At 51.8% G+C, this 14,992-nt stretch carries 8 protein-coding genes; 6 read left to right on the top strand and 2 right to left on the bottom strand.

What is annotated here, in order from left to right:
- Positions 1 to 122: 122 nt before the first annotated feature.
- The 3 genes from uvrA to NX720_RS07310 all read left to right on the top strand — a co-directional run bounded on the left by uvrA (position 123) and on the right by NX720_RS07310 (position 4,349).
- Positions 123 to 2,954 carry an excinuclease ABC subunit UvrA gene (uvrA, locus tag NX720_RS07320; RefSeq protein ID WP_262600390.1) on the top strand — a complete coding sequence of 944 codons (2,832 nt, stop codon included), beginning with the start codon at positions 123 to 125 and terminating at the stop codon, positions 2,952 to 2,954.
- An 84-nt stretch (positions 2,955 to 3,038) separates the two neighbouring features.
- Positions 3,039 to 3,266: a hypothetical protein gene (locus tag NX720_RS07315; RefSeq protein WP_262600388.1), complete on the top strand. Its 228-nt coding sequence runs from the start codon at positions 3,039 to 3,041 to the stop codon at positions 3,264 to 3,266.
- A 165-nt stretch (positions 3,267 to 3,431) separates the two neighbouring features.
- Positions 3,432 to 4,349: a hypothetical protein gene (locus tag NX720_RS07310; protein ID WP_262600386.1), complete on the top strand. Its 918-nt coding sequence runs from the start codon at positions 3,432 to 3,434 to the stop codon at positions 4,347 to 4,349.
- On the opposite strand, the gene NX720_RS07305 is transcribed toward NX720_RS07310, so the two are convergent.
- Positions 4,285 to 4,683, bottom strand: a complete 399-nt coding sequence (locus tag NX720_RS07305) for a S1 RNA-binding domain-containing protein (protein ID WP_262600384.1) — start codon at positions 4,681 to 4,683, stop codon at positions 4,285 to 4,287. The genes NX720_RS07310 and NX720_RS07305 overlap by 65 nt on opposite strands.
- A 55-nt stretch (positions 4,684 to 4,738) precedes the next feature.
- On the opposite strand from NX720_RS07305, the gene NX720_RS07300 reads away from it, so the two are divergent.
- On the top strand, positions 4,739 to 6,109 hold the full coding sequence (locus NX720_RS07300) for a KamA family radical SAM protein (RefSeq protein ID WP_262600382.1): 1,371 nt from the start codon (positions 4,739 to 4,741) through the stop codon (positions 6,107 to 6,109).
- 275 nt (positions 6,110 to 6,384) lie between these two features.
- Here NX720_RS07300 and NX720_RS07295 read toward each other — a convergent pair whose 3' ends face one another.
- Complete coding sequence (locus NX720_RS07295) at positions 6,385 to 6,717, bottom strand: hypothetical protein (RefSeq protein WP_262600380.1); 333 nt, start codon at positions 6,715 to 6,717, stop codon at positions 6,385 to 6,387.
- Between NX720_RS07295 and NX720_RS07290 the strand changes: the two genes are divergently transcribed.
- Together NX720_RS07290 and NX720_RS07285 are read left to right on the top strand one after the other, a co-directional pair.
- Complete coding sequence (locus NX720_RS07290) at positions 6,716 to 11,107, top strand: DUF1601 domain-containing protein (protein WP_262600379.1); 4,392 nt, start codon at positions 6,716 to 6,718, stop codon at positions 11,105 to 11,107. The two genes, NX720_RS07295 and NX720_RS07290, sit on opposite strands and share 2 nt — an antisense overlap.
- 97 nt (positions 11,108 to 11,204) lie before the next feature.
- Positions 11,205 to 14,984 (top strand): DUF1601 domain-containing protein, encoded by a 3,780-nt coding sequence (locus tag NX720_RS07285; RefSeq protein WP_262600377.1) that lies wholly within the window; start codon positions 11,205 to 11,207, stop codon positions 14,982 to 14,984.
- The last annotated feature ends 8 nt before the right edge of the window (positions 14,985 to 14,992 follow it).

The following is a 14,992-nucleotide window of genomic DNA, read 5'->3' as shown; positions in this document are numbered from 1 at the left end:
CTTGAATAGAATGTCTGAATAATTTGTTTAAGACGACAATGGTCATAAAATTCAATACTGTTTAACACACGGTTTGTTTTATACTCCTCTGTTGGTTTAATACCCACGCAGAGGAGCAGGCAGTGGACAAAATTACGGTACAGGGCGCGAGAACTCATAATCTGAAGAACATCGATCTGGAAATGCCCAGGGACAGCCTGATTGTCATTACAGGCCTGTCCGGCTCCGGTAAATCTTCACTGGCGTTCGATACCCTGTACGCTGAAGGCCAGCGCCGTTATGTTGAGTCTTTGTCAGCCTATGCCCGCCAGTTTCTGTCGATGATGGAAAAACCGGATGTTGATCATATAGAAGGCCTGTCTCCAGCTATTTCCATCGAGCAAAAGTCCACCAGTCATAACCCTCGCTCGACGGTGGGCACCATTACCGAAATATACGACTATCTTCGTCTGCTCTTTGCCCGCACCGGTATACCACGCTGCCCAAAACACCATCAGCCTTTGGAAGCCCAGACGGTCAGCCAGATGGTCGACCAGATTCTTGCGATTCCCGAAGGCACCAAATTAATGCTGTTGGCTCCGGTGGTCAGGGATCGAAAAGGTGAACACCTGCATGTCTTCAATGAGCTAAAAACCCAGGGCTTTATCCGCGCCCGCATCAACGGCATTGTCACCGACCTGGATAACCCTCCGGCCCTGGACAAGAAAAAGAAACACACCATTGAAGTCGTGGTGGATCGCTTTAAGGTGCGGGCTGATCTGCAACTGCGTCTGGCTGAATCCATTGAAACGGCATTAGACCTGACTGATGGACTGGTATCCGTGAGCTATATGGACGGTGAACAGGATGATGTTGTTTATTCCGCTCGTTTTGCCTGCCCTGAGTGTGGCTACAGCATCAATGAGCTGGAACCACGCATGTTCTCCTTTAATAACCCGGCGGGTGCCTGTCCTGGCTGTGACGGACTGGGTATTAAACAGTTCTTCGACCAGGATCGTATTGTTCAGAACCCTGAGCTAACTCTGGCAGAGGGTGCGATACGGGGCTGGGACCGACGCAGTGTTTATTACTTTCACATGCTGAAGTCTCTGGCAAAACATTACGGATTTAATATTGATACGGCCTTTGATGATCTTACCGCTGAGCAGCAGGAAACCATCCTGTACGGCTCCGGTGATGAGCAGATTGATTTCAGTTACGTGAATGACCGTGGCGATATCTATCAAAAACGCCACCGCTTTGAAGGTATCATCCCAAACTTTGAACGACGCTACCGGGATACCGAATCCCAGGCTGTGCGGGATGAGCTGTCGAAATACCTGAGTACTCAGAACTGTCCGGGCTGTAAAGGGTCGCGCCTGCGTGTGGAGTCACGCAATGTCTTTGTGCAGGAAGAAACCCTGCCAGAGCTGGTGAAGTTGCCTGTTGAGCGAGCACTGACCTATTTCAACGACTTAAAACTGCCGGGCAACCGGGGTGAGATTGCTGAAAAGATCCTTAAGGAAATTTGTGAGCGCTTAAGCTTTCTGGTCAACGTTGGTCTGAATTACCTGACCCTGGATCGCAGCGCCGATACTCTGTCCGGTGGTGAAGCCCAGCGTATCCGCCTTGCCAGCCAGATTGGTGCCGGGCTGGTGGGGGTTATGTATATCCTTGATGAACCCAGTATTGGATTGCATCAGCGAGATAATGAACGCCTGCTTAACACCCTGACTCGACTGCGTAATCTTGGCAACACTGTCATTGTCGTAGAACACGATGAAGACGCGATTCGCATGGCAGACCATGTGATTGATATCGGTCCGGGGGCAGGCATTCATGGGGGGGAAATTATTGCCCAGGGTTCTCCTCAGCAAGTAATGGACACTGAACAGTCTCTGACCGGCCAGTACCTGTCAGGTTCTAAAGCTATAGCGGTTCCGGAAAGCCGCACACCAAGGGACAAAAAGAAGGTTCTTAAACTGTCTGGCTGTTCCGGCAATAATCTGAAAAATGTCACTCTGGAAATTCCTGTCGGTCTGATGACCTGTGTCACCGGTGTTTCCGGCTCTGGTAAATCGACCCTGATCAACAGCACCCTGTATCCTATTTGTGCGACTGACCTGAACAAGGCGACAACCCTCAGTCCGGCGTCGTACAAAAAAATTACCGGCATGAGTCATTTCGATAAATGCATTGATATTGACCAGAGCCCGATTGGCCGCACGCCACGCTCTAACCCCGCCACTTACACCGGTATTTTTACCGCTATTCGTGAACTGTTTGCCGGCACCCAGGAAGCTCGCTCCAGGGGCTATAAACCTGGCCGCTTCAGTTTCAACGTCAAAGGTGGACGCTGTGAAGCCTGTCAGGGTGACGGGGTCATCAAGGTAGAAATGCACTTTTTGCCAGACATCTACGTACCCTGTGATGTCTGCAAGGGTAAGCGTTATAACCGGGAAACCCTTGACGTTAAATACAAGGGCAAAAGCATTGATGAAGTGCTGGATATGACCGTGGAAGAAGCACTGACGTTTTTCGAAGCGATTCCCGCTATCAAGCGTAAACTGCAAACACTGATGGACGTTGGTCTGTCGTATATTCATCTGGGGCAGAACGCGACCACTTTGTCTGGTGGTGAAGCCCAGCGGGTCAAGCTGGCAAAAGAGCTGTCCAAGCGGGATACCGGCAAAACCATGTATATTCTGGATGAGCCAACAACGGGTCTGCACTTCCACGATATACAACAGCTGCTGAATGTTCTGCACCGTCTGCGGGATCATGGTAATACTGTCGTTGTGATAGAACACAATCTGGATGTGATTAAAACCGCAGACTGGATTGTGGATCTTGGGCCAGAAGGCGGTGATGGCGGTGGTGAAATCATTGCCACCGGCACGCCCGAAGCCGTTGCTGAGATGGATAGTTCCCACACAGGGCGTTTCCTGAAACCTATGCTGCCCCTGATGCAATAACGATTGATGTGACACACTCCCTCCACTAAATCGGCAAGCCGATTCTAGTGGGAGTTTCTAATCGGGAATTACGTGCGACCCACTATGTCAAATAACATAGCCTCTCGCTGTCGTACAGGTTGCCGAACTACGACAGGGGAACTCTTTACACATACCTCGCTATCCATCTCCATCCAAACCTTCAAAGGTCGCGCCGCTCCCAATGAGAGGCTATGGATGGAGAATTTCGCAAGGTTCGTTAAAGCAGACGACTGCAAGCTGATACTGATTGCAGTCGCTGTCCTAACCCTGACCAATAGCCCTATCTCGTAATTCGTTATAAACACTTTTGTATCCACTGGTTAGCACCCCTGAAAATACGTCATCATACGAACAAAACCTCACTTAAAATAATGGATATATCGCATATAAGTTTGTTCCAACTATAGAAAAACCAGCTACCTTATATCTCAACCTTAATAGACAGTTGGACTTATAATGAAAGTTATCAACCAATTCCTAATCGCTTTAGTTGTTGTCCCGTTGTCGTTTTTTCCGAAAAATCTTTACGCGAGTGATCAATATTTCTGGCTAGCGCGGATACTGCCAAACTTGAGAACTATCGCAACAGCACTGGTTAGAGTTTCTCCCCAGCATTTACAGTCAGTCGCTTCGCTTCAAGCCAGAGCTTTTTATCTGAATGGTATGCAAACAGCCTCAAGATCACCTGGTTCAGTCGGTCGAGTTTTGGGAATAAATGATTTAGTGCGTCAGGACTGGTCAGTACTTCCGCAACAGAACATAGATATTAATTCGGAGACTGGACGTACTTCTTCAGACTACTTTACCCCTCAACAGCCAGTGGGCCATTTCAGCACATCACTGGCTGATAGCCTTTTCAGCATAATAGGAAGTAACTTCCCCCATCAACCATTACTATTTGGTGCCGGTGCGCACAGCGTCCCTTTTTCTACACTGCTATCCACCAGACCGTTATTTGATCAGCCAAGGGTTTTAGAATTCACTCCCCCGGGTACTAACCACCCAATCATCGTGGGTTTACAACCTTTAACTGATAATTCTGCTCGTTTACGTCCACGATCATCGTTGGCCGAGGCAATCGAACACGCCTTACCTTCCAGGGCTGAAAGTTCGAATCAAGCTGCTACAAACAACCGTCACGCTTTGTTAAGCAATTTGTTGATGCAACTTAGCACTGGAGGAACATCTGGAGGTACAAGTGGTCTGCTGTACTTCTCCCGCCCCCATGGGGCTTACCTGCACTGGCCGAATCACGGTCAACATTTATCCGTCCTTGTGCCCCACGATACAGTAATCAGGCTCGGCCTGATTAATGGTGCAACAGGAGACAACACAAAGCATCTCGAACCTGATCATTGGGGCGAACCGGATTAACGCGTCCTTTTCTTTCCTGACCGACGGGGAGTTGGTTGTGCAACAGAGGATGTAGAAGGGGGGGTTGACTTTTTACTGGCGTTTTTCCCTTAGGCTTTTTAGCAGGTTTTCGCTTTTTAGCGGATTTCTTTTTACCTTCTTCCAGCCGAGCCTTTTCCGGAAGGTCGGTGACATGAATAAGACCTTCAGCAAAAATATCATCAAGAGCAACAAACAACCCAAAGCCGGTGACCGCAGAGATCACGCCCTTAGTTGATGCCCCGAAAAATACGTTTTCATGCGGATAAATCCCCAGCTTATATAATGGATTTATCGCATATAAGTTTTGCTCCAATTATGGAAAAATCGAGCCACCCTTCATATCTCCACTCAAAAACAGAGGAGCTGATTTGAACGCTTATACTCAGGCTGAACAGTTAATTGCGTCTACCAACACCGACGCAGCACGTCCGTATACCGTTTACACCGAACGTAACATTGACATGATCGAGCAGTTCCGTCAGCTGCCCGAAGCCATGCAGTTTGAAATCAAGGTGGTCGCCAGTGTTATGCCCTTCCGCGTAAACGAATATGTTGTGAACGAACTGATTGACTGGAACGATATCCCTGACGATCCGGTTTTCCGCCTGATGTTTCCGCAGAAAGAAATGCTGAAAGCCGGTGACTTCAAAATGATGGCAGAAATGCATGCTGCCCAAGCCAGTCGTGCAACCATCAAAAAAGCAGCCCACGAGATTCAGCTGAGCATGAACCCGCACCCTGCCGGTCAGCTGGCTATGAATGCTCCGATGGTTAATGGCAAGCCGGTTCAGGGCATGCAGCATAAATACCGTGAAACGGCGCTGTATTTCCCAAGCCAGGGCCAGACCTGCCACAGCTACTGTACGTTCTGTTTCCGTTGGGCGCAGTTTATTGGTGACAGCGATCTGAAAATGGCTGCGACTGAAGCGTCCACCATGCACGCTTACCTGAAAGAGCACAAAGAACTGACTGATCTGTTGTTCACAGGCGGCGATCCGCTGGTTATGAAGACAAAGCTGGTAAAAGAATATCTTGAGCCTCTGTTGCAGCCAGAGTTCGACCACATCAAGAACATCCGTATCGGTTCCAAAACGCTGACCTTCTGGCCTTATCGCTTCACTACTGACGACGATGCGCAGGAGTTGCTGGCACTGTTCAAAAAAATGGTAGACGGCGGCAAGCATCTGGCGTTTATGGCGCACTTCGACCACTACGCTGAGCTGAAAACTGATGTATGTAAAGAAGCCGTTAAACGCATCCGTGGGACTGGCGTCAATATTCGTGCCCAGGCTCCTCTGACTCGCCATATCAACGACAACCCTGATGTATGGGTACAGAACTGGCAGACTCAGCTGTCCATGGGCATCATTCCTTACTACTTCTTTGTAGCCCGTGATACAGGTGCCAAGCACTATTTCGAGATTCCGCTGTACAAAGCGTATGAAATCTATCAGTCAGCTATCATCCGTATGTCTGGCCTGGGTCGTACCGTTCGGGGGCCATCCATGAGTGCGGGTCCTGGTAAAGTAGAGATCACTGGCATCACTGAAATCAACGGCGAGAAAGTTTTCGTTCTGCGCTTCCTGCAAGGTCGTAGCCCGGAATGGTGCTACCGTCCGTTCTTTGCTAAATACGACGAAGAAGCCACCTGGCTGGACGACCTGAAGCCAGCCTTTGGCGCAGAAAAATTCTTCTTTGAAGATGAATACAAAGAAATGTGCAAGGCACGCGGCGTTTAACTTACACCGTCATCCCCGCGCAGGCGGGGAGCCACTGTTCGTGGTGCTCTCTTCTTTTACGACAGTCCATCTTCGTGGGAATGGAGAGTTCAGGTACTTTGAAACAGGGAACTTACCCTGTCTATGAAGCTCAAAGTCAGAAAACGCCTGGGTACAGGTAGCTCGAAACCGGGGTGGGTAACCTGAAGAGACTGTGCGTGCCCCTGTATCCGTATATTAGTGATCACTGGAGAATTGAACAGTTCAGGTATCCATACTGTTTGCCTCATAATTACTCAATAACCCCTACATTGACCACATGGAAGCCAGCAAGAAGCGTATTCAATAACATCCGCCAGTCTCGGAAACGAACCGGTGCCGTTTAACCTGTCTGTCAGATAATCCCAAAATGAAAGACCATGCTGGCGACACGTTTTCTTCAGGCTGGCAAAGGTGTCGCGACATTGCCGCCCGGCATCGCTTCGCGTCCCGCCACTAATCTTGCGTCGTTTCACAATCGGGTAGAAGGAGCTATCAATTGCAGCTCCAACCCCCTGTCGAGTCGCCCAAGGGTAATTTCTCAAAAAGTTCTGGCTGTCAGGCGCCTGTTGACTATCCTTCCATGCCATGAATTTCCCCTCCTCGGTGACCAATGCCCAGCATGGCTATCCAGGCCAAAAAGTTCTGGAGTATCTTGTTCAACTCCAGCAACAGAACGCCTGGCTTAAGCAGCCACTTGACTGGTCGCAAAAAGAACCAGAATCGTCACAGAAAGGGAACACTCCCACGCCAAACAGGCCTGAGTTTATTGAAGAGAGATTTACCAGCATGACCAGACTCTTTTTTTTTCTGGCTTTCCTTTTGCTGTTGCCATTATGCCACGGACATGATCCCTTGTTTGAACCTTACCTGCCTGTCTCGCAGGCTCTGGGTATTGGTAATTTCGACAAGCCTGAGGTCAGTTCCCTGGCTATTGTGACCTGGATGATGGCGGGTCATAGCGGGTCGGCTTCCGGGCAGGTCGATTGGCCATTTGCAGGCTATTTCGGGTTTGGAGATAGTCGCCTCACCGGTCAGAAGGCCCACCCTGAAATGGTGTCGGCCATGCCGACCCCTGAGGCCGGTTCGGTTGAAACCCTGCTCTGCCTTGAGCCTGCCACCCACACAATTAATCCACTGCCTTACAATTGTCGCTCCCTGCCAGCCGATGCCTGTGGCCTGGTTGTAAGCCATGACCCCGAAGTGGTTGACGGGGAGCCTGCTCCCCTGTTTTTCCCCTTTCCCTGTGACCTTCCTTTCACGAAGGCAGGCGCCAGCCTGTATCCATTGCCCTGCGACGATGAACTCTGTCTGGGCTGGGAGAGTCATTCGCAGAAAATCACCCTTGACTTCTTTCAGGCCAGAGTACCGGATAACTTCCTGAGGCTGGTTCGACGCGCCGGTGTGCTTCCCGGGTGGTTCTATCAAACCACTGATCAGCAGGGGCAGGTTATTTACTACTGGTATGATTCGCAGGGCAATCGCCACAGCATCAGCCAGCAAGAGTACCGGCTGATGCTGTCCGGGTTATTTGAAAGCTTGATGCGCCGATTCTACCCGGAGGTTTTCGACCCCCCGCTTCCGGCGGGCGGTGGCTGGCATATATGGCTCTATACGAGAAAGAGCAAGCCAGCAGGACGACAAGGCAGTGGCCGTGGGAGAGCAGATGGGAGAGCAGGTGGGGGAGGAAAGATAAAACAGGCTGCCGGAGGAAGAGGGGGCAACTCAGACAGAAAAAGATCAGGCAGTAGATCAGGTCAAAGGTTTGTCCCTTATGCCAGGCCTCAACCAGGAGCCGGAGCTACCAGGTCAAGCAGGAAGTCAGTGAAGGCTAAGGACATCAGGGCAGCTGAAACAATAGCGAGCCTGGTGAAGAAGTTTAAAACAGGCGCTCTGGAAGCAGCAGCAAAAAGGTTTAAGAAAAGATACAACGGTAAAGATCATGGATACTTTTGCAACCGGATCAATTTAGCCACTAAGGAACGAGGGTTTCCCCTGACATTGGAAGAGAAAAAACAATTACAACCTTTTGTCACTCATTTAGCAGAGGTTATTTTATCCAGTCAGTTTAGTGGCAAGAGCCTCAGTACCTGTGTACACAGCTTGACGTCAAGCCAGTTGCTCTACCCATCCGTAAGCGATGGGAATTTAACAAGGGAGATTAACGCCTTAACTAAAGCCTTGCTGATTCGAGTGGCTCAAGTCAGGGACCTTGATAGTCAAGGGGTCTCCAACCTGCTTCGGGCGCTGGCGAAGCTGGTGGAGAACGGACTCGAAATGCAACAGGCCAACAGGGCGGTGAGGGCATTGTTACCGCAGGTGGTGCAGGTAGCAGAAAAGCAGGCCAGCAGGGCGCAGTTGTCGCAGACGGCAAAGGAAACGAGCCCACGGGACAGGTTCAGTTCTCAAGGGGTCTCCAACCTGATGTGGGCGCTGGCGAAACTGGTGGAGAACGGACTCGAGATGCCGCAGGCCAAAAGTGCGGTGACGGCGCTGTTGCCGCTGGTGGTGCAGATGGCAGAGGGAATGAGTCCCGAGCCCGAGGACAGGTTCAGTTCTCAAGGGGTCGCCAACCTGATGTGGGCGCTGGCGAAACTGGTGGAGAACGGACTCAGGATGCGAAAGGTCAACAGGGCGGTGACGGCGCTGTTGCCGCAGGTGGTGCAGATGGCAGAGGGAGCGAGCCTCCGGACCGGGTTTAGTCCTCAGGAAGTCACCAACCTGCTGTGGGCGCTGACGAAATTGGTGGGGAACGGGCTCGAAATGCAGCAGGCCCACAGAGCGGTGACGGCGCTGTTGCCGAAGGTGGTACAGATAGCAGAGAGAACGGGTCTCCGAGCCGGGTTTAATCCCCAGGAAGTCGCCAACCTGCTGTGGGCGCTGGCGAAACTGGTGGGGAACGGACTCAGGATGCGAAAGGCCAACAGGGCGGTGACGGCGCTGTTGCCGCAGGTGGTGCAGGTGGCAGAGGGAGCGAGTTGCCAAGATGGGTTTATTCCACAACACGTCGCCAGCCTGCTGGGGGCGCTGACGAAACTCATGGAGAACGGACTCGAAATACAGCAGGCTCACAGGGTGGTGACGGCACTGTTGTTGCGGGTGGCACAGATAGCAGAGGGAACGAGCCTCCGAGCCGGGTTTAATCCTCAGGAAGTCGCCAACCTGCTGTGGGCGCTGGCGAAACTGGTGGAGAACGGACTCAGGATGCGAAAGGCCAACAGGGCGGTGACGGCGCTATTGCCGCAGGTGGTGCAGGTGGCAGAGGGAGCGAGCCTCCGAGCCGGGTTTAATCCTCAGACAGTCTCCAGCCTGCTGTGGGCGCTGGCAAAACTTGTGGAAAACGGACTCGAAATGCAGCAGGGCCAAAGGGCGGTGACGGCACTGTTGCCGCAGGTGGTACAGATGTCAGAGGGAACGAGCCTCCTGGCCGGTTTTGTTCCACAACACGCTGCCAGCCTGCTGTGGGCGCTGGCGAAACTGGTGGAGAACGGACTTGAGATGCAGCAGGCCCAAAGGGCGGTGACGGCGCTGTTGCCGCTGGTGGTGCAGATGGCAGAGGGAGCGAGCCTCCGAGCCGGGTTTAATCCTCAGGAAGTCGCCAACCTGCTGTGGGCGCTGGCGAAACTGGTGGGGAACGGGCTCGAAATGCAGCAGGCTCACAGGGCGGTGACGGTACTGTTGCCGCAGGTGGTACAGATGGCAGAGGGAGCGAGCCCCCAGGCTGAGTTCAGCTCTCAAGGGGTCGCCAACCTGCTGTGGGCGCTGGCGAAACTGGTGGAGAGCGGACTCGAAATACCGCAGACCAACAGGGCGGTGACGGCACTGTTGACGCAGGTGGTACAGATGGCAGAGGGAACGAGCTCTCATGCCGGGTTCACTTCTCAAGGGATCTCCAACCTGCTGTGGGCGCTGGCGAAACTGATGGAGAACGGGCTCGGAATGCAGCAGGCTCACAGGGCGGTGACGGCACTGTTGACGCAGGTGGTACAGATAGCAGAGGGAAGGAACCTCCGGGCCGGGTTTAATCCTCAGGAAGTCGCCAACCTGCTGTGGGCGCTGGCGAAACTGATGGAGAACGGACTCGAAATGCAGCAGGCTCACAGGGCGGTGACGGCACTGTTGCCGCAGGTGGTACAGGTGGCAGGGGGAATGAACCTCCGGGCTGGGTTTAATGCTCAGGAAGTCGCCAACCTGCTGTTGGCGCTGGCGAAACTGGTAGAGAACGGACTCGAAATGCAGCAGGCCAACAGGGCGGTGACGGCACTGTTGTTGCAGGTGGTACAGATGGGAGAGGGAACGAGCCCCCAAGTCAAGTTTAACTCTCAGGATATAGCCAGCATACTTTGGTCAATAGCTTTCCTGGGAGAATTTATTGAGCCTCAAACAATTGAGGGCGTATTAAATAGCGTCTCTTTTGATAAACAATATTCATTATTATCACAAGCTCAGCTGCTTTGGAGTTTTATGGTATTTATGGCCAGAAAGGTTTCAATTAATAACCAGTTAATATTGCTGGTGGAATCCTGGTATCAAACTTTGGCACAACAAAAAAATGATGAGCAAGTGGAATCACTGTTAACAATAGCCGGGATATGGCTTGAGCAAGAACCATTTTTTAATCCGAAATACGAAACTCGTTCCTCCCAATTACAGAATGACTTTAAAACCAAATTGACTAATAAATTTCCCAATATAGAGTTCTCAGAGGAACAGTCTTTTGAAAATTTACCTCCGCTTGATTTTTTTATAGGTAATCCCTATCGATTAGGTATTGAAATTCAGGGACCACATCATTATACGGACCAGGAGTCATTATCAAAAACAGGAAAGACGATCCTGAAGGTTGAGACATACAAAAAGATAGGCCTCGATGTCATAGAAGTGCCTTACAGGCATCTGGATAGAGATAATTTAAGTTGGGTTTGGGCTATTTTGTTGAAAAAACAGAGTGTGATTCAGCAACCTCGATCATCTCAGTAAATATTCGGTGAACCCATAGCCTTGGAGGTCGAGTCGCCAAGGGTAATTTCTCAAAAAGTGCTGGTTGTCAGGCGCCTGTTGACTATCCTTCCATGCCATGAATTTCCCCTCCTCGGTGACCAATGCCCAGCATGGCTATCCAGGCCAAAAAGTTCTGGAGTATCTTGCTCAACTCCAGCAACAGAACGCCTGGCTTAAGCAGCCACTTGGCTGGTCGCAAAAAGAACCAGAATCGTCACAGAAAGGGAACACTCCCTCGCCAAGCAGTCCTGAGTTTATTGAAGAGAGATTTACCAGCATGACCAGACTCTTTTTTTTTCTGGCTTTCCTGTTGCTGTTGCCATTATGCCACGGACATGATCCCTTGTTCGAACCTTACCTGCCTGTCCCGCAGGCTCTGGGTATTGGTAATTTCGACAAACCTGAGGTCAGTTCCCTGGCTATTATGACCTGGATGATGGCGGGTCATAAGGGGTCGGCTTCCGGGCAGGTCGATTGGCCTTTTGCGGGCTATTTCGGGTTTGGAGATAGCCACCTCACCGGTCAGAAGGCCTACCCTGAAATGGTGTCGGCCATGCCGACCCCTGAGGCCGATTCGGCTGAAACCCTGCTCTGCCTTGAGCCTGCCACCCACACAATCAATCCACTGCCTTACAATTGTCGCTCCCTGCCAGCCGATGCCTGTGGTCTGGTTGTAAGCCATGACCTCGAAGTGGTTGACGGGGAGCCTGCTCCCCTGTTTTTCCCCTTTCCCTGTGACCTTCCTTTCACGAAGGCAGGCGCCAGCCTGTATCCATTGCCCTGCGACGATGAACTCTGTCTGGGCTGGGAGAGTCATTCGCAGAAAATCACCCTTGACTTCTCTCAGGCCAGAGTGCCGGATAACTTCCTGAGGCTGGTTCAACGCGCCGGTGTGCTTCCCGGGTGGTTCTATCAAACCACTGATCAGCAGGGGCAGGTTATTTACTACTGGTATGATTCTCAGGGCAATCGCTACAGCATCAGCCAGCAAGAGTACTGGCTGATGCTGTCCCGGTTATTTGAAAGCCTGATGCACCGATTCTACCCGGAGGTTTTCGACCCCCCGCTTCCGGCGGGCGGTGGCTGGCATATATGGCTCTATACGAGAAAGAGCAAGCCAGCAGGACGACAAGGCAGTGGCCATGGGAGAGTAGGAGGGAGAGGAAAGATACAACTGGCTGCCGGAGGAAGAGGGGGCAACCCAGACAGAAAAAGACCAGACAGTAAACCAGGTCAAAGGCCTGTCGCTTATGTCAAGCCTCAACCAAGAGCGGGAGCCACCGGGACAAGGAAGATGCCAGAGAAGGCTCCGGACACCAGGGCAGCTGAAACAATAGCGAGCCTGGTGAAGGAGTTTAAAACAGGCGATCTGGAAGCGGCAGCAAAAAGGTTTAAGAAAAAATACAACGGCAAAGATCATAGCTACTTTTGCAACCGGATCAAGTTAGCCACCAAGAAGCGAGGTTTTTCCCTGACACTGGAAGAGAAAAAACAATTACAACCTTTTGTCACTCATTTAGCAGAGGTTATTTTATCCAGTCAGTTTAGTGGCAAGAGCGTCAGTACCTGTGTACACAGCTTGACGTCAAGCCAGTTGCTCTACCCATCCGTAAGCGATGGGAATTTAACAAGGGAGATTAACGCCTTAACTAAAGCCTTGCTGATTCGAGTGGCTCAAGTCAGGGACCTTGATAGTCAAGGGGTCTCCAACCTGCTTCGGGCGCTGGCGAAACTGGTGGAGAACGGACTCGAAATGCAACAGGCCAACAGGGCGGTGAGGGCATTGTTACCGCAGGTGGTGCAGGTAGCAGAAAAGCAGGCCAGCAGGGCGCAGTTGTCGCAGACGGCAAAGGAAACGAGCCCACGGGACAGGTTCAGTTCTCAAGGGGTCTCCAACCTGATGTGGGCGCTGGGGAAACTGGTGGAGAACGGACTCGAGATGCCGCAGGCCAAAAGTGCGGTGACGGCGCTGTTGCCGCTGGTGGTGCAGATGGCAGAAGGAATGAGTCCCGAGCCCGAGGACAGGTTCAGTTCTCAAGGGGTCGCCAACCTGCTGTGGGCACTGGCGAAACTGGTGGAGAACGGACTCAAAATGCAGCAGGCTCACAGGGCGGTGGCGGCACTGTTGCCGCAGATGGTACAGATGGCAGAGGGAGCGAGCCTCCGGATCGGGTTTAGTCCTCAGGAAGTCACCAACCTGCTGTGGGCGCTGACGAAATTGGTGGGGAACGGGCTCGAAATGCAGCAGGCTCACAGGGCGGTGACGGCACTGTTGACGCAGGTGGTACAGATAGCAGAGGGAAGGAACCTCCGGGCCGGGTTTAATCCTCAGGAAGTCGCCAACCTGCTGTGGGCGCTGGCGAAACTGGTGGAGAACGGACTCGAAATGCAGCAGGCTCACAGGGCGGTGACGGCACCGTTGCCGCAGGTGGTACAGGTGGCAGGGGGAATGAACCTCCGGGCTGGGTTTAATGCTCAGGAAGTCGCCAACCTGCTGTGGGCGCTGGCGAAACTGGTGGAGAGAGGACTCGAAATGCCGCAGACCAACAGGGCGGTGACGGCACTGTTGACGCAGGTGGTACAGATGTCAGATGGAACGAGCCTCCGGGCCGGGTTCCGTTCTCAGGGGGTCGCCAACCTGCTGTGGGCGCTGGCAAAACTGGTGGAGAACGGACTCGAAATGCAACAGGCTCACAAGGCGATGACGGCACTGTTGCCACAAGTGGTGGAGGTGGCAGAGAAAAAGAGCCTCGAGGCCGGGTTCAGTTCTCAAGCGGTCTCCAACCTGCTGTGGGCGCTGGCAAAACTGGTGGAGAACGGGCTCGTAATGCAGCAGGCTCACAGGGCGGTGACGGCACTGTTACCGCAGGTGGTACAGGTGAGCCTTCGGGCCGGGTTCTGTTCTCAGGGGGTCGCCAACCTGCTGTGGGCGCTGGCGAAACTGATGGAGAACGGGCTCGAAATGCAGCAGGCTCACAGGGCGGTGACGGCACTGTTGCCGCAGGTGGTGCAGGTGGCAGAAGGAGCGAGCCCCCAGGCTGAGTTCAGTTCTCAAGGGGTCGCCAACCTGCTGTGGGCGCTGGCGAAACTGGTGGAGAACGGACTCGAAATGCATCAGATTCACAGGGCGGTGACGGCATTGTTGTCGCAGGTGGTACAGATGGCAGAGGGAACGAGCCCCCAAGTCAAGTTTAACTCTCAGGATATAGCCAACATACTTTGGTCAATAGCTTCCCTGGGAGAATTTATTGAGCCTCAAACAATTGAGGGCGTATTAAATAGCTTCTCTTTTGATAAACAATATTCAGTATTACCACAAGCTCAGCTGCTTTGGAGTTTTATGGTATTTATGGCCAGAAAGGTTTCAATTAATAACCAGTTAATATTGCTGGTGAAATCCTGGTATCAAACTTTGGCACAACAAAAAAATGATGAGCAATTGGAATCACTGTTAACAATAGCCGGGATATGGCTTGAGCAAGAACCATTTTTTAATCCGAAATACAAAACTCGTCCCTCCCAATTGCAGAATGACTTTAAAACCAAATTGACTAATGAATTTCCCAATATAGAGTTCTCAGAGGAACAGGCTTTTGAAAATTTACCTCCGCTTGATTTTTTTATAGGTAATCCCTATCGATTAGGTATTGAAATTCAGGGGCCACATCATTTTACGGACCAGGAGTCATTATCAAAAACAGGAAAGACGATCCTGAAGGTTGAGACATACAAAAAGGTAGGCCTCGATGTCATAGAAGTGCCTTACAGGCATCTGAATAGAGATAATTTAAGTTGGGTTTGGGCTATTTTGTTGAAAAAACAGAGTGTGATTCAGCAACCTCGATCATCTCAGTAAATATTCGG

It is taken from the genome of Endozoicomonas euniceicola (assembly GCF_025562755.1).
GTDB lineage: Bacteria > Pseudomonadota > Gammaproteobacteria > Pseudomonadales > Endozoicomonadaceae > Endozoicomonas_A > Endozoicomonas_A euniceicola.
The sequence above is the reverse complement of the archived record's forward strand: the minus strand, read 5'-3'. Positions and strand labels throughout refer to the sequence as shown.